18 protein-coding genes are annotated in these 18,443 nt (G+C 35.1%); 8 read left to right on the top strand and 10 right to left on the bottom strand.

Annotation, left to right across the window (positions count from 1 at the left end; genetic code table 11):
- Nucleotides 1-47: 47 nt before the first annotated feature.
- The 4 genes from J7604_RS14750 to J7604_RS14735 all read right to left on the bottom strand — a co-directional run bounded on the left by J7604_RS14750 (nt 48) and on the right by J7604_RS14735 (nt 4,436).
- Nucleotides 48-1,475 carry a cation:proton antiporter gene (locus J7604_RS14750; RefSeq protein WP_293897101.1) on the bottom strand — a complete coding sequence of 476 codons (1,428 nt, stop codon included), beginning with the start codon at nt 1,473-1,475 and terminating at the stop codon, nt 48-50.
- A 127-nt stretch (nt 1,476-1,602) separates the two neighbouring features.
- Nucleotides 1,603-2,979 (bottom strand): FAD/NAD(P)-binding protein, encoded by a 1,377-nt coding sequence (locus J7604_RS14745; RefSeq protein ID WP_293897100.1) that lies wholly within the window; start codon nt 2,977-2,979, stop codon nt 1,603-1,605.
- A 167-nt stretch (nt 2,980-3,146) separates the two neighbouring features.
- Nucleotides 3,147-3,764: an outer membrane beta-barrel protein gene (locus J7604_RS14740; protein ID WP_293897099.1), complete on the bottom strand. Its 618-nt coding sequence runs from the start codon at nt 3,762-3,764 to the stop codon at nt 3,147-3,149.
- A 33-nt stretch (nt 3,765-3,797) separates the two neighbouring features.
- The gene (locus J7604_RS14735; protein ID WP_293897098.1) at nt 3,798-4,436 is read right to left on the bottom strand and encodes a DUF4136 domain-containing protein; all 639 of its coding nucleotides are present in this window, start codon (nt 4,434-4,436) and stop codon (nt 3,798-3,800) included.
- A 168-nt stretch (nt 4,437-4,604) separates the two neighbouring features.
- On the opposite strand from J7604_RS14735, the gene J7604_RS14730 reads away from it, so the two are divergent.
- Both J7604_RS14730 and J7604_RS14725 read left to right on the top strand, forming a co-directional pair.
- Complete coding sequence (locus J7604_RS14730) at nt 4,605-5,195, top strand: hypothetical protein (protein WP_293897097.1); 591 nt, start codon at nt 4,605-4,607, stop codon at nt 5,193-5,195.
- A 74-nt stretch (nt 5,196-5,269) separates the two neighbouring features.
- Nucleotides 5,270-5,950 carry a hypothetical protein gene (locus J7604_RS14725; RefSeq protein ID WP_293897096.1) on the top strand — a complete coding sequence of 227 codons (681 nt, stop codon included), beginning with the start codon at nt 5,270-5,272 and terminating at the stop codon, nt 5,948-5,950.
- Nucleotides 5,951-6,023: 73 nt separating this feature from the next.
- Here the strand turns inward: J7604_RS14725 and J7604_RS14720 are convergent, their stop codons facing one another.
- From J7604_RS14720 to J7604_RS14705, 4 genes are read right to left on the bottom strand one after another with little or no spacing between them, the layout of a single operon-like run.
- Nucleotides 6,024-6,749, bottom strand: a complete 726-nt coding sequence (locus J7604_RS14720; RefSeq protein ID WP_293897095.1) for a peptidase — start codon at nt 6,747-6,749, stop codon at nt 6,024-6,026.
- A gap of 45 nt (nt 6,750-6,794) precedes the next feature.
- Complete coding sequence (locus J7604_RS14715; protein ID WP_293897094.1) at nt 6,795-7,649, bottom strand: transglutaminase family protein; 855 nt, start codon at nt 7,647-7,649, stop codon at nt 6,795-6,797.
- Nucleotides 7,650-7,658: 9 nt separating this feature from the next.
- Nucleotides 7,659-8,600, bottom strand: a complete 942-nt coding sequence (locus J7604_RS14710) for an alpha-E domain-containing protein (RefSeq protein WP_293897093.1) — start codon at nt 8,598-8,600, stop codon at nt 7,659-7,661.
- Between the two features lie 9 nt (nt 8,601-8,609).
- Nucleotides 8,610-10,088: a circularly permuted type 2 ATP-grasp protein gene (locus tag J7604_RS14705; protein WP_293897092.1), complete on the bottom strand. Its 1,479-nt coding sequence runs from the start codon at nt 10,086-10,088 to the stop codon at nt 8,610-8,612.
- A gap of 418 nt (nt 10,089-10,506) precedes the next feature.
- Between J7604_RS14705 and J7604_RS14700 the strand changes: the two genes are divergently transcribed.
- Nucleotides 10,507-11,076: a Crp/Fnr family transcriptional regulator gene (locus tag J7604_RS14700; RefSeq protein ID WP_293897091.1), complete on the top strand. Its 570-nt coding sequence runs from the start codon at nt 10,507-10,509 to the stop codon at nt 11,074-11,076.
- Nucleotides 11,077-11,146: 70 nt separating this feature from the next.
- Nucleotides 11,147-11,995 carry an SDR family oxidoreductase gene (locus J7604_RS14695; RefSeq protein WP_293897090.1) on the top strand — a complete coding sequence of 283 codons (849 nt, stop codon included), beginning with the start codon at nt 11,147-11,149 and terminating at the stop codon, nt 11,993-11,995.
- Nucleotides 11,996-12,019: 24 nt separating this feature from the next.
- Here J7604_RS14695 and J7604_RS14690 read toward each other — a convergent pair whose 3' ends face one another.
- Nucleotides 12,020-12,793: a hypothetical protein gene (locus tag J7604_RS14690; RefSeq protein ID WP_293897089.1), complete on the bottom strand. Its 774-nt coding sequence runs from the start codon at nt 12,791-12,793 to the stop codon at nt 12,020-12,022.
- A 383-nt stretch (nt 12,794-13,176) separates the two neighbouring features.
- On the opposite strand from J7604_RS14690, the gene J7604_RS14685 reads away from it, so the two are divergent.
- The 3 genes from J7604_RS14685 (at nt 13,177) to J7604_RS14675 (ending at nt 16,115) form a co-directional block, all read left to right on the top strand.
- Entirely contained in the window at nt 13,177-13,536 is a 360-nt protein-coding gene (locus J7604_RS14685; protein ID WP_293897088.1) for a hypothetical protein, read from the top strand.
- A gap of 72 nt (nt 13,537-13,608) precedes the next feature.
- Nucleotides 13,609-14,385 carry a hypothetical protein gene (locus J7604_RS14680; protein WP_293897087.1) on the top strand — a complete coding sequence of 259 codons (777 nt, stop codon included), beginning with the start codon at nt 13,609-13,611 and terminating at the stop codon, nt 14,383-14,385.
- 98 nt (nt 14,386-14,483) lie between these two features.
- On the top strand, nt 14,484-16,115 hold the full coding sequence (locus J7604_RS14675; RefSeq protein WP_293897086.1) for an ATP-binding protein: 1,632 nt from the start codon (nt 14,484-14,486) through the stop codon (nt 16,113-16,115).
- A 52-nt stretch (nt 16,116-16,167) separates the two neighbouring features.
- On the opposite strand, the gene J7604_RS14670 is transcribed toward J7604_RS14675, so the two are convergent.
- On the bottom strand, nt 16,168-16,824 hold the full coding sequence (locus tag J7604_RS14670; RefSeq protein ID WP_293897085.1) for a DUF2238 domain-containing protein: 657 nt from the start codon (nt 16,822-16,824) through the stop codon (nt 16,168-16,170).
- Between the two features lie 160 nt (nt 16,825-16,984).
- On the opposite strand from J7604_RS14670, the gene J7604_RS14665 reads away from it, so the two are divergent.
- A complete protein-coding gene (locus J7604_RS14665; protein ID WP_293897084.1) occupies nt 16,985-18,439 on the top strand; it encodes a glycosyltransferase in 1,455 nt (484 codons plus the stop codon).
- Nucleotides 18,440-18,443 lie beyond the last annotated feature (4 nt).

Raw genomic sequence — 18,443 nt, 5'->3', positions numbered from 1 at the left:
TTGGTTATCAGTAAAACTGGCTTGATGCTGCTATTGTTATTCCTACTTCAAACTATGGAATTCACAGTTTTCTCATTTTCAACAAGCTCGTGGTCAGGAATGTTTTTCGTTATAAAATTGAGAAAGGGACCTGTCATAAATGTTGTAACGATTGCCATAATCACCATGATGGTAAAGATCTCCGTGCTCAGTACCCCTAGATCGTAGCCAATATTAAGAACAACAAGTTCCATAAGGCCTCTGGTATTCATTAAAACGCCAATAGATAACGATCTTTTCCAGGAAAGACCGGTAATCCTTGCAGCTAGAGCACTGCCCACAAGTTTTCCAAGCACAGCTAAGACGATGATACCCAGGCAAACGATCCATAAATTAGGATTATTCAAAAGATTGACTTGTGTTCTTAAGCCGGTGAAAACAAAGAATAAAGGGAGTAACAACACTAGCGCAACATCTTCAATTTTTTCGGAAATGATTTTTTTCAGATTAAGCTCTTCCGGCATAATTACACCCGCTATAAATGCTCCGAATAAGGCATGTATGCCTATAAGTTCACAGATATAGGAAGATAAGAGGAGTACAAGAAAAATTATTCCGGTTAATGATTTATTGATTTCTCCATTTTGTGCCTTTGTAATAAAAAGTTTCTTAAGACCTGGTTTTACTACATACAACATGAATATAAGATAAGCAGCAGCAAGAACTAATGTCAGAAGGGCAGAAAGGACAGAAGTGGCTTTTACGATCGCAATTACAGCAGCGAGTACGCACCATGCTGTAACGTCATCTGCTGCAGCACATGTTAGAGACATCATCCCTATAGGATGTTTACTCAATCCTTTTTCATGTACTATTCTTGCCAATACCGGAAAAGCAGTGATACTCATGGCAATTCCCATAAACAGAGCAAAGGCAACGAAAGGTATTGTAGGTGGCGCAAATGTGCTATAAAGAAAGAATGAACTTACAACTCCAAGAAAAAAAGGAAATATAATACTTGCATGGCTTATGATCACTGCCTGATGAGCCTGGTTCTTTATTGTGGTTCCGTCAATATCCATCCCAACAATAAACATAAACAGAATGAGTCCGATCTGACTTAAAAACTGAATATTGCCTAACGAAGCTACAGGGAAAATGAACGATGAAGCTTCGGGAAAATATAACCCTAAAAGTGATGGACCTAATGCTATCCCGGCGATTATTTCTCCTACAACTGAAGGTTGTCCGGCCTTTTGGAAAAGATACCCCAATATCCTTGCAACGACAAGAATTATAGTTATTTGAAGTATTAATGTGCTAAGAGGATTATGTAAGTTACTGTTGAGACCTGAGAAGATTGAATTATTTTCAGCCGATGCCAATTGCGGTAATATTCTTTCTGCCTCCAGGTGTTTCCCGTTATTAAGCAAAAACCAGATTAACAGAGAAAAGCCGCCGGTAAAGAGGGTATAGAAAATCAGATTTTTTTTCATAAAGCTTATTGAATCAAGACAGTTAAAAAGGTATTATCAAAATGTAATGTCTGCTGTCTGATTACGCAAATTTACAAAAAATATTATATATGAATGGCTTGTAGATTTTTAAGTACCACAAGAGAACTCAATATGGTTTTTGTTCAACAGGAAGATCCGAGAATAATAAAATATCTGCCAGCACCTCGGCCTGCAATCGTAATTCCGGAACTGCGGTCGATTCAAACAATACGCCGGTAAGGGGAGAGCCAAGAGCATAAATTATATTTTCATTATAATGATTTTTTACCTTGCCATCAGCAGAAGCATCTACACCCAAATTGAGTGGGCCAGGATGGATCAATCCTTTTTGAAACATGCTTTGTATCAGGCGATCATTAAGTTTTAGATAGTTGAGTTGTGGCCCTGTGCAATTGATAACTTTATGTACACTGATTGTTATCGGTTGTTCGCTTTTATTTTTTCTTATTGTTATATTTAATTTTCTTCCATTTTTTTCAATGGATTCTATTGTACCTGAATGAATCTCAAGCATTTTATTCTTTAGTAATTCATTAATAGTTATTTGATACTCTTGAGGTATCCGGTGCCTTGAAATACTCCATAATCTGTTTAATTTTTTTATAAAAAGTGCCTTGTCTTTTATTGAAAAATTCATCCAGATTTTCTGATTAAATGGTCTTAAACTTTCAATAATGTCCCTCCAGTCTCCTCCCTGCTGTTTGTGGCTTTGCAGATGTTTTTTTACTATTGATAATACTTTGTTTAATGAGTTGGCCTTTTCGATTTCATGGTAAAAGGGAGGATAGTAATTTACTGGTTTATGCACCGCTGGTAAAAGACCATGTCTGCTATAGGTATATATTTTCCCTCTATGAGAATTGTAAAATAAGGTTGTGCATAAATCGATCATCGTTAACCCGCTTCCAAGAATAAGGATATCTTCTTCTTTATGAATTTTCCCTATGATCGCTTGATGGTCCCAGGGATTCGTAAAATATATACCATCACCAATGTACTTTTCAAAAGGATCATTATCTGATTGAGGAGGAAAGTTTCCAGGGGCTATAACTACTTTATCACTGATAATTTTTTTACCACTTTCAAGCAATATAATTGCTTTATCATTATCCAACGTGAGATCAATTGCTTCTTCCGTATGGATATCAACCGCGCCAGGATCTTCATTTAATTCATGGTAGAGAAGACTGGAAAGGTAATTCCCATAAAGCTTTCTGGGAACATAGTCCTCATTGTTATATGGATATTTATTTTCTTTCAACCAGTTAATAAAATTATCTTCGTCAGATTGTAAAGCACTCATTTTGCCAGCGTTTACATTTAGCAAATGAAAGTTGAATTCAGTGGAGTATGCTGCTCCTCTGCACAGTTTTTCAGACTTTTCAATAAGATGTATCTTTATTTTAGAATGTCTCTTTTTTAATAAGTGCAACGTGAGCATGCATCCGCAGAATCCACCGCCAACAATACTGATAGTCTTCATAGCTATTAACCTGTAAAAAGAACTGTATGGAAAATAGATATGTTTAATTCATTTAGTTATTGTTTGTATATGAGGTAGTAAGGATAAGTTTCTTTATAAAAAAATGGCAAAAAAATAAATAATAGAAATGAAGGAGCTCTTCATTTCTATTATATTAACAAGTGATATTATTTTTCAATAGAAAAAGATAGTCCGAAATTAAGTTCGAAGTAGTTCAGACTGCTGAATTCCTGATAGGAATATGTAGCATAATTGTATCTTCCGGAAACAATAAGTCCTAAACCATTTCTTAGCTTTATTAGGGTTCCGATCTCAGGACGAAAGCCGAAACATGTTTTGGTATGTTTTGACTCTAAAGTCGAATAATACTTCTGATAATTGCTTACATATGCGCCTATTCCGATACCTGCATAAGGTTTGAATGCTGATATTGAATTAAGGTAATAGAAGCCTGTTGCAAGTACAGGAACAGTATTAAAATATCTTGTCTGAACAGCAGAAATATTACCACTACCAGTAGAATAAACTTCTCTGTTTAAATACTTTCTGAAATCGTTATATCCGACATTCAAACCAAGAGATATATTTTTGTTGATAAAGAACCTGCCTTCTACTGAAAAGCCATCGAATAATTTTTTGTCTATATAGGATTTTAAATCTCCGGTAGCAAAGCCCATTCCATAGTTATAGGAGAATAATGTTTTTATATTATCCTGAGCATTGCAAGTGTTTTGAGCTGAGATCAGTACTATGGCCATTAAGACCGGTAAGATATATTTTCTCATTTTGAGTATTATGTCTGTTGGAGTTTGTTGAATTTATTGTCCTGCAAGTAGATAAGGAGACTGATTGAAGAGACTGTTGATTCCATCTTTGGTCCTTTGCTCAGTTCCGGGAAATGGACTTGTTAATGCGCCAACAACAATACCATTCCATACAATATTTAAAGATTTGGTTGAGGATTTTACATCGACCATGTCAATTGATAAACTTCCGCTTACTACTGCCGGATTATTGAAATCTGAAGGTACTGCAAATTGATTTTTGAAAAGAATCGTATCAGGATTTGTAAGTCCTGCATAAACCCCTCTATTGATGTATGAAAAATCATTTCCACCTGTGTTAAACAACAAGCGAGAAACGATTACTATAACATCTGGATTTGCATTTTTATCTACTTGTTGAAATCCTCTTTGGGCAAGATTCGTATTAATAAGGGAAATAAAGACAGTGTCTGAAAGATTAATGGTCGCAAGATCAGTAAGGACATTTACAGGTGAAACTTGATTTTGAATAGCATAAGTTTTTACAGTATTGAAATCAAAATTCTTGTCATGATTGGTCACATAAACATCCTGCTCTTCAAAAGAAAGGTCATTAGCAGGGTCAACCTTCTGACAAGAAAAAGCTATTGTTAAGAAAATAATGCCTGTCAGAAACAAATTTATTTTAGACATGGAAAAGGGATTTATTTGAAAATTTAAATTTCCCAAAAATGATAAAATAAGTTTAGAATGACAAAAGCGTGAAGGGGAATGGGAGGAAGTAAAGTGAAAGAAAGTAATCTTTTTGATGAATATTAGTAGTGGAAACAATTGTAGCTGATTTTGATTAATTCCTTGAAAATGAAAGTGAATGTTTACTTTTGGCTCGTTTCGTTTTTCTTATTTTCCTGTCGAGGAAACCAAGAACAATATTTTACTTTCTCTGAAATTCCTGAAAGTTTGGAACAAGTGTTACATTTTAACGATGTTACATTTGATGTTTCAGTAAAAGGGACAAGCAGTTTGAAAAAGTTGACCATAATTATAAAATCACCGGAACTTAATGATACTTTGATAAGGATAGTTAATGGAAAAGTTTATGGAGTAAAAACCGGAGATCTTAATAATAACAATCTTCCTGAGATTTATGCTTTTGTAATAGGCAGAGGTAATAATGCCCAAGGGAGTTTTATCGGCTATGAATTTGGAAGTGATGAGGTTGTTCAGCTTGCGTTTCCTGAACCGAACCCAAAGATTATGGAAGGATATATTGGGCAAGATTCACTCTTTATTCAGGGAAAACACCTGGTCAGACAATTTCCAGTCTATAATGATTCTGATTTAAGTTTAAACCCCACTGCAAACACACGAATAATCGAGTATTCTCTCGACGACTCACATCCCTATAAGGATATTCGCCTTTTGAATTTGGAAAATAGTTATGTGAAATAGGTGCAAAAAATAATTTAATCTTTTTCGTTTCGTTAGCTTTTACCAACCAGCTAATGGAATAATTTGATTGAATTATGAAGAGTACCTTGCTAGCTATTTTAGTCTTGATCACCCTGAATGTTATGGGGCAGGATAGCGTCTGTGTAAATACCAATCTATCGGATTCTCTGGTAGTTTACACACCTGAGTTTAAATTCAAAAGAGGAATTTACCTTACTTATGAGGATTTTAAGAATAATTCACCCTTGCCGCTTTCTGCTGTTAAAACTGATCTGGATTCGAATTCTGTACATTATTTTAAAGACTTATTAAGTCATAAAAAAATTTACATCTATGATAATGGACAGCTAAGGTTGCTTAAGAATACTGAGTATTGGGGATATTCAGACGGAAGAAGGGTTTACTGCAACTCATACGGCCGTTTTTCAAGACTTGATATTATTGGTAGTATATGTTTTTTTGTAAAGATTTCTCCAATGCTGGATTTCAATGATGTTTATTATTCTCATGCATATACCAACATTACGAGAAAGAATATGATGGATCCAGGAAGAAAGACTCAAGCAGATAAATACATTATGAATTTTGAAAACGGGGAGGTTTTTTTACTAAATAAAAAGCAGCTAGTAAGTCTGCTTTCAAAAGATCCTGAGCTGTTAAATGATTATAAAAAATATAAAGGAAAGAAGGATGTTAAGACTTTTATGTTTATCATGAAATACAATCAAAAGCATCCTATATCGTTTCTAAAATAGTATCGTTTAGTTTAATTTTCCTTATAGCCCTTTTCCTTATTTGGAAAAGGGTTTAAAAGGAAAAAGGATATTTTTAAAACTTGCTCAGAATAGCACTTACCCAATCTTCAGGTATATTTTTCAATGCTGCTCTTAACTCTTCTTCCCATTTTGCTGAAATATAATGAAGGTCATCTTTTTCATACCGATGCTCAACCATCTTAAATGTATTAGGCCTGTATAATACAACATCCAGTGGGAAATCAACATCATTTGCACTTACTCGCGTTGAATCGAAAGAAAGAAATCCTGCTTTTAATGCTTCATTAAAATCTGTTTCATAAGTAAGTATTCTGTTGAGTATTGGTTTTCCAAAGCCTGAGTTACCTATTATCACGAAAGGCGTACTGGTAGAGATTTCTATCCAGTTTCCTTCAGGGTATAGTAAAAATAACTTATGCTCTTCATCGCCTTCAAGTTGACCTCCAACTATGGTAAAGAGATTAATAAATAGTCCTGACCTTTCTAGCGAACTTCTGTCTTCTTCTGCTACCCTGCGCAGTTGCGAACCAAAAGCATTAACTACTTTATATAATTTGTCGAAATTTTTACCTTCGTTTTCCTCTATTACTTCTTTAAAGTAGGTAAGAGCTTTATCTCTTACTGATCTCAGGCCACTTGTCATGATGAATACAGAATGCCTTTCTTTTTGATAAACATATACTTTTTTTGCAGTTGTGGTTTCTGATCCCGAAGTTATTCTTGTATCTGATATGGCAAGAAGTCCTGATTTTAATTTAATTCCTAAACAATAGGTCATATAAGTACGATAAACAAAATTTAATAATTTAATCTAATGGTGATATTATTGCTGTTGCTGGCTTACTTGAACCAGATGGTATGTTTTATTTTCTCCAAGTGAAAGCAATACTCCTTTAATTGGGCTGCAATCATTATAATCTCTTCCATGCGCTACTTTTATGTATTGAATATTTACACGGCAATTATTAGTAGGGTCAAAGCCTGTCCAGCCCATTCCAGGTATATAAACTTCTGCCCATGCATGCATGCCTCCAGTGCCCGTATAGGATGATCCCTGGTCAAGATATCCGGATACATAGCGACACGCAAGTCCATTACTTCTGGCCATTGCTAGGAATAGGTGTGTATAATCCTGACAAACACCTTTCTTTAAAAGGATAACATCTGCGGCAGTAGTGCTTACATCAGTTACTTCTTTTTCGTAAGACAAAAGGTTATGGATGTGTGTGTTTAATTCCAGGGAATACTCCAGCAGATCTGAACTCCTTCGGTAAATTAATACTTCATTCTGATTTTCTTTGGGAATAACAGTGAGAGGGGAGGTGTGGAGATAAAGAAAATTTTCTATGTAAAAGTTTGTAGAGTTTATTTCTGCCCACTGTTCATGAGCTGAAGGTCTAAGGTTATCTATATTGTTAAGTTCCTCTTTTCTGACCTTTGCAGAATATTCCAATTTAAAAGTTTTGAAATATCCTGCAGGTCTTATTCTTATCTGATTAAATCCTAAACTGTTTTTGGTAGTGAAAACGTCCGGACCAGTAGAAGTTTTTATATTGAACTCAACTAACGACTGCGAATCACATTCGCAAGGCGAGATGATGAACTCGAAAAATGCCTCCTTAACCGGATATTCATATTCGCTTATGGACTGATATAAAATGTCAAAATACGCAGACATACTTTTGTGTTAAGAAATTTTCTGGTCCACGAGCGATCCCAGTTTATATAAATCATCAAGCGTTTTTTCAAGAAAGGGTAGTATCTGGTCTTGGATCTCTTCTATGGTGAGATAACTATAGGAAGCTTGCAGTTTTCCCGCAAAAAACTCTACAGAACCTTTTTCTTCCCCTTTTACAAGACTGATTTTCTGAAGACAATCATTTACAGCTTCGAGATTAAATATAATGGATCTTGGGAAATCTTTATTGAGTATAAGAAATTCAAGAGCTTTTTTCAGGTTTGGTACGGATTTGTAATGTACTCTACTCATATCAAATCCTTCAGCGCTTTTCAGCATTGCAATACACTGGTACGTTTCCATTGCTTTTCCGAGTTTCAACTGCTCGGTTTTTTCAATGTCACGAACCTTTGCGATTAGCATACGCGTGAGCTGACCTGCAGCCTCAGTATGGATTCCCAGTTGTATGAGAGACCATGTTTCGTTATGAAGAAGACTGTGATCAATATAGCCATTTACAATAGCGCACTGATGGACCACCATTTCAGTGAAGCTAAGGATCTCTTCTTCAGTAAGCGTTTTACCTTGATATGCATTTGCACTATGGTAAAACTTATTGATTGATTCCCAAAGTTCAGAAGAAAGGATGTCTCTGGCTCCTCTTGCATTTTCTCTGGCATTATTGATGAAGGATTTGATAGAAACCGGATTGGTCTCATCCAATGTAATCTTGTAAATAAGATTCTGGTCTTCCAGGTTAAGAATTTCTTCATCATATTCATAACTGAGGCCTGTCATACACGAAATAGAATCCAGTACATATTCCTTTTTGGAGAGGTTTGGTGCATCCAAAGCAGAAAAATAATGGACATTAACATATCGGGCTGTATGTTGAGCTCTTTCAAGGTAACGACCCATCCAGAGTAGACTGTTTGCGATTCTTGATAGCATAAATGATAACTAACCTTCTAATACCCAGGTGTCTTTAGAGCCTCCTCCTTGAGAAGAATTGACGATAAGGCTTCCTTTTTTTAAAGCTACTCTTGACAATCCACCTTTAAGAACAAAGTCTTTGCCCTTGCCCATCAGGCAAAAGCTTCGAAGGTCGATATGTCTTGGTTCAAAAAACTCAGATTCTTCAATGAAGGTAGAATGTACAGACAAAGACATGATTGGTTGAGCTATATACTTCCTCGGGTTGTTTTTAATTCTATCCTGAAAATCTTTTCTCTGAGCGGCAGTAGATTTGTGCCCCATAAATATTCCATACCCACCTGATTCGTCTACTGGCTTAACAACGAGCTCTTCCATATTTTCCATTACGTACTTAAGATCATCTTCCAATTCACAGCGATAGGTGTGTACATTTTTCAGTATAGGTTCTTCAGAAAGATAATATTTAATGATTTCGGGAATGTAGGTATACACAGCCTTGTCATCAACCGCACCTGTACCTGGGGCATTGATAATGGTTACATTCCCTTCTCTGTAGCAGCCCATTAATCCCGGAACGCCGAGAACTGAGTCGGGTCTGAAACACAGAGGATCAATAAAGTCATCATCTACACGTCTGTATATTACGTCCACTCTTTTTGAGCCATGAAGTGTTTTCATGTAGACAAAATTTTTATCGACATAAAGATCTCTTCCTTCTACAAGCTGAATTCCCATGCTTTGCGCAAGGAATGAATGCTCATAATATGCAGAGTTATACATTCCTGGAGTGAGTACCACACAAGTAGGATTATCTACTCCTTCAGGTGCTACAGATTGAATCATGGATAAAAGTTGTTCCGGGTAATCGTGGACTGGCTTTATATTGTAGCTTGAAAATACCTTGGATAAGGTTCTTTTCATAGCCTCTCTGTTAGACAGCACATAGCTTACGCCTGAAGGGCAACGAAGATTGTCTTCCAGTACATAGTACTCCCCATCTTTGTGTTTAATCAGATCTGTTCCGGAAATATGTGTATATACTTTGCCTGGAGGCGTAAAGCCAATCATTTCCTTCAGGTAGTAATTGGATGAAAATATAAGTTCAGAGGGTACGATTTTATCTTTTAAAACCTTCCTGTCATGGTATATATCATAAAGAAACATATTGATAGCCCTGTTTCTTTGAATTATGCCCTTTTCAAGGTTTTCCCATTCTTTTAAGGGGATAATTCTAGGGAATAAGTCAAAGGGAAAAATTCGCTCAACACCTTTCATATTATCCGAATAGACAGCAAAAGTGACTCCCTGATTGAAAAAGGAAGCCCTTGCAAATTCATTCAGCTTCTTCAAGTCCTGTAATGTAAGTTTGTTGAATAAAGATAGAACTTTCTGGTAGTACTTTTTCACCTTTCCTGTTTGGTCGAAGACCTCATCGTAAAGGTTTTTCTCCACCTGGTAAGAGGAGAAAATCTGATTGCCGGTAAGTTGGATGCTGTCTTTCATAAAAATATTAATTTTCTAATAATTTAATTTTAGATATTTTAGGAAAAATATCCTAATTTTTTTGCAATTTTTTTATTATTATCCCTAAAATAATATGTAAATCAGATATATAGTTTATACTATTTGAATGAGATAAGAACTTGGATGTCGCCGAATTGTTATATGATAAAAATAATATTTGTGTTAGTTTTTCGTGAAAAAATTATATTTTTATTTTGTCTGTTCAATTTTTGATTGACTAATGGTTATTTTTAATTAAAAGTGAATTTTTAGGTTAAATATTTAACATTAAAATTAAATAAATGAGTATTCTAGTTAATTTTTGTTTAAAAATTAAATTGATTTTAATAGTTGGTAATATCGTTTTTGGACCAAAAATTTTTGCGGATTATGAATAGAATTTGTTCCTTGGAGATTAATGGAGAATTTGATTGAATTTTTGGAGCAGGTCGAACTTCTTAGTGAGGAAAGTAAAGAGATTTTAAGAAGTTTTTTATATATAGAAAAATTGAAAAAAGGAAGTTTTTTTCTGGAGTTGGGAGCTATATGCAATAAAATTGGTTTTGTAAAATCTGGAATAATCAGGGTGCAGTTTTTTAACGAGTCGGGAGAGGAGTTTACCAGGTATTTTATTAATGAAAAGCATTTTGCTGTAGATCTGACAAGTTTTAATGACAGAAGTCCTTCAAAAGAATATCTGCAGGCTCTTACAGATATGGAGTTGGTTATCATCACAAGAGAAGCTATGGAGTATTTTTCAACCGCTATTTCTAACTGGGATAGCATTATCAGAAAACTGACTGAAAAAGCGCTTTTGGAAAAATTAAAACTTAGTAATGAAATGGTATTAGATGATGCCTATACGAGATATCACAAACTTATGGAAAGGCAGCCTGGGATTGTACAAAGGATCCCACTGAATATTATCGCATCCTACCTGGGAGTGAGTCAATATACACTTAGCCGGATAAGAAATCGATATCGATGAGTTTTTGCCAAAAGGCAAAATTTTTTTAGTGTCCATTCTCTTACTTTGCCTTAAATCAAAATAAATAGCTATGACTCAAAAAACGGTTGTGATTACCGGTGTTTCTTCTGGTATTGGAAACGCCACTGCCAGACTTTTTCTTTCAAAAGGTTATAGAGTGTTTGGATCTGTAAGAAAGGCAGATGATGCGCAAAATCTGAAAGCCTTATTGGGTCTCAATTTTTACCCTTTGGTAATGGATGTTTGTAAGTGGGATGAAATTGAAAAATGCTCAGAAATTGTAAGAAAAGAACTGAATGGGCACCCTCTGGATTGTCTGGTTAATAATGCAGGAATGGCATTGGCTGGTCCTCTGGAATATCAGGATATTCAGGAAATACAGAATATATTTGATGTAAACGTTATAGGGCTGATCAAGGTAACCAGGGCTTTTTTGCCAATGTTGAAAGTTAGGGGTTTGAGTACAAATAGATCGGGAAAGGTAATTAACATCAGTTCCGTTGCCGGGAAAATATCAGCGCCTTTTCTAGGTGCATATGCTTCGTCCAAACATGCGGTTGAAGCCGTATCTGCAAGTTTCAGAAGGGAGCTTATGCCTTCTGGGATAGATGTGATCATTATTGGTCCCGGTAACGTACGCACTCCTATTTGGAATAAAGCTGCAAGGTTAAATGCATTTGACCATACCAGCTATAAAAAAGCATATAGAAGTTTTATTGATTATGCATTGACTGAAGAGAAAAAAGGCATGGCTCCTGAAGAAATTGCTGAAGTGATATTGAAAGCCAGTGAAACAGGGCAAGCCTCTGTGAGGTATGCACCAGTAGCACAGAAAGTCATTAACTGGATTTTGCCAAGGTCATTGTCTGATCGTACTTTAGATAAAATTTTCTACAAAAATTTTAAAATGGGAGTTTGACGAGATGACTGCAGAGAAAGCTTACTATATGTGACGCATATGGTCAGCTTTCTCTTCTTCAAGAGTAGCTTGTCTTATAAGAAAGGGTTTAGGATTTATTGAGAAAATTAAATCCCTAGTTTCTTCTCTACTTAGTCTTTCATTGATGTGGATGATCCCCATATTTGCATCAAAGTCAATTAATCCTTTTTTCTTTAGCGAAGATAGCAGGTGCCAGTCGCATGTCTGAGGATCTTTAACTTCAATTCGTTTCAGAGCATAATTACTAATGGCAAACTCAAATAATTTTATAGTGTTTTCCAGTGCTTCTTTTTCTGAATGATAATACCATTTTGATGCAATATCTGGCATCCGAAAAACTTTGCCACTGTTGTAAAAAGTAATGTCAGGGTTTTTCTCAACAGTATATAAAGTAGGTGTGCCTTCAAATTCGAAGAATAGATGTGTTCTTATTTTTCCTTTATTAATAAGTTCGAGAATTTGTTTGTCTGTGGCAGATACTGGAAGTTGAAATTCAAGTGGGTCAAATAGATATTCAATATCTCCATCAGGATGTTCCTTAACAAGTGCCTTCCCAAATTGATCAAAGAAGTATTCATTAACCATTAAAATTCGTTCATCTGAAAGAGTCAGCAGTATATCGTAAAGGTTACTTTCTCTGACTTTTCGAACTCGCAGTTCATTAAATTTTTTCTCTGCCGTAAGCTTATCCTCAAACTCAAATAAGATAATGCCGGGGCCAAGCTCGGATTTTTCCCTGATGATTTCGCGGATAATAAATTTATTTTGTTTGTCCAATTTTAATACTGTTGTTCATTGGACTAAGATAAAATTATCCAATGGTTTAATTAAATATTTTTTGCTTTTAGAGGAGCCTTTTGTGGTTCAAACTGATTTTTGGGTGGGTGTAATATCATTTTTACCAAGTGATAAATTGATAATACTTCACCTATAATTACTGATAAGCAGTAGAATACAGCGAATATTACGCATCTGAGTATAATTGAGACAATTCTGAAAACTATTTTCATAAGGTATTACGTTTAGGCGTGAAAAATTACATATGATATATGAACAACCTGGGAACTTCTTAATTGTTCTGAAGTCTGTAAATATGACATGGAATTTAGAACAATTCTATAGTTTTATTACTTTTAGATATAGAAGCAAAAAGGAAGGTAATGGAAAAGCATATCCCAAAGATCGAGACAAGGTATGATGACATGGCAGGCGCTGTATCACTGAACTTTAATGAAACCATGGATTTTAATGCCTTTTCTGAATCTGTGATGGGGATTAACCTTCTTCAATATGAACCTGTTTCTTTGCGGATCTATCTGAATCATAAAGATATGGTAGTGACGGTTTTTGCAGTTGATAAAAAGTTATTAATTACAGAACCTCAGCATGTAGGTAAAATCCGTGTTAAGAAGTTTAAAAAGGATGTGTCTCCGGAAATTCTTTTTTCCTATATCAGACAAATTGATTTAACACTTGTTAATGGTGATTTTGATGTCGAATCTTTTGAAGTAGTAAACTAATATTGTTTTTTTATTGAAATTCCTTACAGCAATTATTTTTAAGAGATTTATTTTTATCATCTGTTTAATATTATGAAAAAGAACATTATTTATTTTTTGTCATTAATCGTTTTAATGGCATGCAGGCCAGATCGTGACCCTGATCCAGTTAATCAGATCATTGGTTATGTAGATGGATATGATGAATTTGGAAATGAACTTCCCAATACTAATAGAATATTTGCTACTGTCGAAAGTTCTAATTCAAGTGCTGCAGCAGATACTTCCGGAAAGTTTGTTCTTTATAATTATATATCTGCAGGACCATTAAATATCTTATTTACCGGTGATGGTTTTAATGTAATAAACTATTACGTGTCCAATGTGGGGAGTGGCAGTATACCTTTTTACCTTAATAATAAAGATCAGAAATTTAAGTTGTGTCAACCGTCTACTACTGTTGTACAAACCCTTACATTTACAACTAATCCTTCTCTTTCAGAAATTAAGGTCTCAGGAAAACTTTCACCTGCAGGTACTCCTGAGAAGCCTCGTGGATATTTGATTTTTGCAAGTAAGTCCCCAAACGTATCACCGGAAAACTATGATAAAGTCTTTGGTATAAATGACAAGTACTTTTACTTTACTAATGAAGAGGGAGAGGGTTTGTTTGCTTCAGAAAGTGAAACTTTTACCAAAAGCTTAAAAGATTTACAGAAATATGGTTTTAAAAAAGGATCTATAGTATATCTTAGGGCTTACGGAAGTTCGATTTTTACAAATGCTTATACAGATTTAGGGTCTGGGAAACTTATATTTCCTAATATAAACTTCTTGGGATCCAATGTGATTTCTGTTCAGGTTCCTTGATAGATTTAGTTTCGTTGGATTAATTTATTAATATAAGAGAGATATAGTTGTTATAACTTTCTGAGTATTTTTTAATTTTAATCAAATAAATTAAATCCATGGCAACCAAACCTTCGCCGGATACAAAATCTAAACATTCAGGCTTTCTTTCCGGGGAAGGAGAAATGGTATCCCTCATTAGAAAGTTTGATTGGTCTAAAACTTCAGTAGGGCCAATAGAACAATGGCCTCAAAGCCTCAAGACCATGGTGTCTATGATACTGTTGTCTAAGTTTCCTATGTTCATTTGGTGGGGAGAAGATCTTGTACAGTTTTATAATGACGCGTATCGACCTAGTTTAGGTAATAATGGAAAACACCCTAATGCGCTTGGACAAAAAGGAAAAAATTGCTGGCAGGAAATTTGGAACATAATCTATCCTCTCATAAATCAGGTGATGACTACAGGAGAAGCCACCTGGAGTGAAGATCAACTTATACCAATTTACCGAAACGGGAAAATAGAAGATGTTTACTGGACGTTTGGATATAGCCCAATTATAGGTGATTCCGGGGAAATAAGTGGAGTATTGGTTGTTTGTAACGAAACTACTGAAAAGGTTCTTAATTCAATAAAACTTAAAGAAAGTAAAGACCAATTACATTTTGCAATAGAATCTTCTGAATTGGCTACATGGGAGTACAATCCTGTTACGAACGTTTTTAAAAGTAATAACAGATTAAAAGAATGGATCGGTATTCCTTTGAATACGGAAACAAGTCTGGAAGAAGCTATCACTAATGTTGTAAGCTCTGAACGAGAGGCCGTCAGGGAGGCAATAAAACAATCCTTTGAATATAGCTCTGGAGGATTATTTAATGTTGTTTGTACTATACTTCATCCTTTAACAGGTGTGGAGCGCACAGTAAGGGCAAAGGGTAGAACTTATTTTGATCTGAGAGGTGAACCATATAGATTTAGCGGAATCATTCAGGATATATCTGAAGAGGAAATGGCTAAAAAAGAACTTGCAGATAGCCGGAAAAGTCTTGAGTTAAGAAATGTAGAACTATTAAAGATTAATAATGATCTTGATAATTTTATATATACGGCATCTCATGATCTTAAAGCTCCGATCTCTAACATTGAGGGACTTCTGCAGGCTTACATGATGGATGGTTCATTTAATGAAGAGCAGCAGTCTTTAATTGATATGATGCTTTTTTCCATTGAAAGATTTAAAACTACAATTAAGGATCTGACAGAAATTAGCAAAGTTCAGAGAGTGGGCAATCTAGAGCCGGAAGTACTTACTTTCTCCGAAATGTATAATGAAGTTATTCTTGATATAAGGGAGCTTATAAAGATTAGTAATGATCCTGTTATTGTTACAGATTTTAAAGTAGATACTATAAAATATTCCAGAAAAAACTTAAGGAGTATTATTTATAATCTTCTTTCAAATGCACTGAAGTACTCTTCCTCTGAGCGAAGACCAGAGATACATTTGTCTACCGAATCTGCCGATAATTTTGTATTACTTACTATTTCAGATAATGGTTTGGGGATAAGTTCGGAGAATCAGCATAAAATTTTTAATATGTTTGAACGGGCTCATCAGCACGTGGAGGGCAGCGGAATTGGGTTGTATATCATCAAAAGGATAATAGAAAATTCCGGTGGCAAAATTGAACTTCAAAGCACAGAAGGAGTTGGTACTACCTTTAAAGTGTATCTTAAAAACTTATAACAAAAAGCCAAAACAGCTGTCTGCTTGGCTTTTTATATCACATTGAAATTTTTTATAAATGTTGTTTTGAGGTCCTACTAAATATTTTTTGACAAATAAATACTATTACCAAAATAAGGATAGCTCCGGAGAAAGCAAGTCCCATGTCTTTCTGTGCATCCCAAATATCTCCTTGCGAACCTAAATAGGCAGCTCCCTGCGACGGAAATAAAAGATCTGCAACAGCCCATTCTATGAGCTCATACATTGCACTAAAAGATAATGTTATCTCAGCAGGAAGCAGCCAGCAATATTTGTCAGGAAATTCAAATGTGTTTTTGAAAAGATCCCGCATAGGGTATGCAAGTAAGAAACCAAAGCTAAAATGAACGATCCTATCATAATGGTTTCTTGATGTATGTAAAATTTCCTGAAGCCAAAAGCCAAAGGGGTTTTCAGCATAGGTGTATTTTGCTCCGTAAACGTGAAGGTTAAGATATATAAAAATGAATGTATAGCTAAGATCTGAGAGTCTATATTTTTTGTATGAAAGAAGCAATATAGCACCGAATATGAAGGTCAGTGTATTTTCAAGAAACCAATTGTTTATATCTGAAGTGTCAATCAATGTCCATAGCCATACTCCCATAAATAACAAAAGGAGTACCAATGGAAAAACATTCGATTTTTCTTCCGAAAACTTTAAACTTGAAGCAGTAGAGTAATTCATAATTCAGATTTTCTATGTAACGGTTTGGTTATGATAGTATTTTGCAATATATATTTTTTATATACTGGTATACGTATTTTCAGGGAAACTGATTGCTAAACATTTGAACAGTCGTAGGGTATTTTAATGATAAAGGTAGAATTGCCGCATTGCTATTCAGATGATAAAAACGATTGAAGTAAATATAGGGGTAAAGCTGGATGATTATGACTTATATGCAACGCTTTCTCCCGGATTAAGGGCGCTGCAAAGTGAAGCATGTGTATTGGTTCCAAAACTGAAGGGAAGGAAAGTCTGGATGATCAATTCAACTGCCCAGGGTGGGGGTGTAGCTGAAATGATGCCTCGACTTATAAGTTTGTTTAGGCAGATCGGTATTGATACAGAATGGGTAGTTACAGGATCTGATCAAAAGGAATTCTTTAATGTTACCAAAAAACTTCATAATCTTATTCACGGGGTTTGTTGTGATTTTGTATATGAAGAAGAAAGAGCATTGTACGAGCAGGTAAATAAAGAAAATGCAGAAGCCTTGCTTAAATTATTAAAACCTCATGATATTGTGGTGATTCATGATCCACAACCTGCTGGTATGATAAAATATTTGAAAGGACAACTTCCTTTAAAGTTTATCTGGAGATGTCATATAGGAATAGATCAGCATACAGAGCAGACACAAAACGCATGGGACTTTCTTCGTCCATATACTGAACTTTATAATTTTAATGTATTTTCTGCTACAGCATATATTCCTGGTCATTTATCAGGGAGAGCTTCTGTGATGCACCCCACAATTGATCCTTTGGATCATAAAAACAGATACCTTTCAATTCATAAGACTGTTGGTATTCTTAGTAACTCAGGATTGGCAAGGCCTTATCAGGCGGTTCTTACACCACCATTCGGCAATATGGCCAAACGTCTTCACCCAGATGGAATATTTTCCCGGCCATTTACACCCTCTGATCCTGGGTTATTGTATAAGCCATTTGCATTGCAGGTAGGTCGGTGGGACAGGTTAAAGGGGTTTTTGGAATTGATAAAAGGTTTTGAGTTAATTAAGACTAATGGTTCATATCAATTTAATCACAGACATAGCAAACGATTGGAGATGCTTAAGCTAGTATTGGCAGGTCCTGATCCGACTTATGTTTCAGATGATCCGGAGGGTGAAGAAGTATTAAAAGAAATTATTGATTATTATAAAAGTCTTCCACCGGCATTGCAAAGGGATATTGTAATATTGAATTTACCAATGGAGTCGAGAAAACAGAATCACCTAATTGTTAATGCCCTTCAGCTTTGTGCTTCAGTAGTCGTTCAGAACTCTATCAGAGAGGGATTTGGGTTAACTGTAACAGAAGCCATGTGGAAAAAGAAACCCGTGATCGGAGGGTATACTTGTGGTATCAATGAGCAGATTATGGATGATATCCAGGGGAAAATTGTTAAAAATCCTAAAGATCCTGAAGAGGTTGCAAATGTTCTGAATACTCTCCTTAAAGAGCCTAAAAAGAGAGAAGTCTTAGGGCACAGAGCTCAGAAAACCGTAATAGATCATTTTTTGATTTTCAGACAGATCCTTCAGTGGTTACATTTGTTTGATAAGTTTTAACTTT

Source organism: Sporocytophaga sp., from assembly GCF_017745095.1.
In the GTDB taxonomy this organism is placed as follows: domain Bacteria; phylum Bacteroidota; class Bacteroidia; order Cytophagales; family Cytophagaceae; genus Sporocytophaga.
This window is presented reverse-complemented; position numbering and strand designations above follow the sequence as displayed.

What these genes read in the sequence shown, in the direction of transcription:
- J7604_RS14750 (WP_293897101.1), bottom strand. Translation starts at nt 1,475, where the DNA reads ATGAAAAAAAATCTGATTTTCTATACCCTCTTTACCGGCGGCTTTTCT.
- J7604_RS14745 (WP_293897100.1), bottom strand. Translation starts at nt 2,979, where the DNA reads ATGAAGACTATCAGTATTGTTGGCGGTGGATTCTGCGGATGCATGCTC.
- J7604_RS14740 (WP_293897099.1), bottom strand. Translation starts at nt 3,764, where the DNA reads ATGAGAAAATATATCTTACCGGTCTTAATGGCCATAGTACTGATCTCA.
- J7604_RS14735 (WP_293897098.1), bottom strand. Translation starts at nt 4,436, where the DNA reads ATGTCTAAAATAAATTTGTTTCTGACAGGCATTATTTTCTTAACAATA.
- J7604_RS14730 (WP_293897097.1), top strand. Translation starts at nt 4,605, where the DNA reads ATGAAAGTGAATGTTTACTTTTGGCTCGTTTCGTTTTTCTTATTTTCC.
- J7604_RS14725 (WP_293897096.1), top strand. Translation starts at nt 5,270, where the DNA reads ATGAAGAGTACCTTGCTAGCTATTTTAGTCTTGATCACCCTGAATGTT.
- J7604_RS14720 (WP_293897095.1), bottom strand. Translation starts at nt 6,749, where the DNA reads ATGACCTATTGTTTAGGAATTAAATTAAAATCAGGACTTCTTGCCATA.
- J7604_RS14715 (WP_293897094.1), bottom strand. Translation starts at nt 7,649, where the DNA reads ATGTCTGCGTATTTTGACATTTTATATCAGTCCATAAGCGAATATGAA.
- J7604_RS14710 (WP_293897093.1), bottom strand. Translation starts at nt 8,600, where the DNA reads ATGCTATCAAGAATCGCAAACAGTCTACTCTGGATGGGTCGTTACCTT.
- J7604_RS14705 (WP_293897092.1), bottom strand. Translation starts at nt 10,088, where the DNA reads ATGAAAGACAGCATCCAACTTACCGGCAATCAGATTTTCTCCTCTTAC.
- J7604_RS14700 (WP_293897091.1), top strand. Translation starts at nt 10,507, where the DNA reads ATGGAGAATTTGATTGAATTTTTGGAGCAGGTCGAACTTCTTAGTGAG.
- J7604_RS14695 (WP_293897090.1), top strand. Translation starts at nt 11,147, where the DNA reads ATGACTCAAAAAACGGTTGTGATTACCGGTGTTTCTTCTGGTATTGGA.
- J7604_RS14685 (WP_293897088.1), top strand. Translation starts at nt 13,177, where the DNA reads ATGGAAAAGCATATCCCAAAGATCGAGACAAGGTATGATGACATGGCA.
- J7604_RS14680 (WP_293897087.1), top strand. Translation starts at nt 13,609, where the DNA reads ATGAAAAAGAACATTATTTATTTTTTGTCATTAATCGTTTTAATGGCA.
- J7604_RS14675 (WP_293897086.1), top strand. Translation starts at nt 14,484, where the DNA reads ATGGCAACCAAACCTTCGCCGGATACAAAATCTAAACATTCAGGCTTT.
- J7604_RS14670 (WP_293897085.1), bottom strand. Translation starts at nt 16,824, where the DNA reads ATGAATTACTCTACTGCTTCAAGTTTAAAGTTTTCGGAAGAAAAATCG.
- J7604_RS14665 (WP_293897084.1), top strand. Translation starts at nt 16,985, where the DNA reads ATGATAAAAACGATTGAAGTAAATATAGGGGTAAAGCTGGATGATTAT.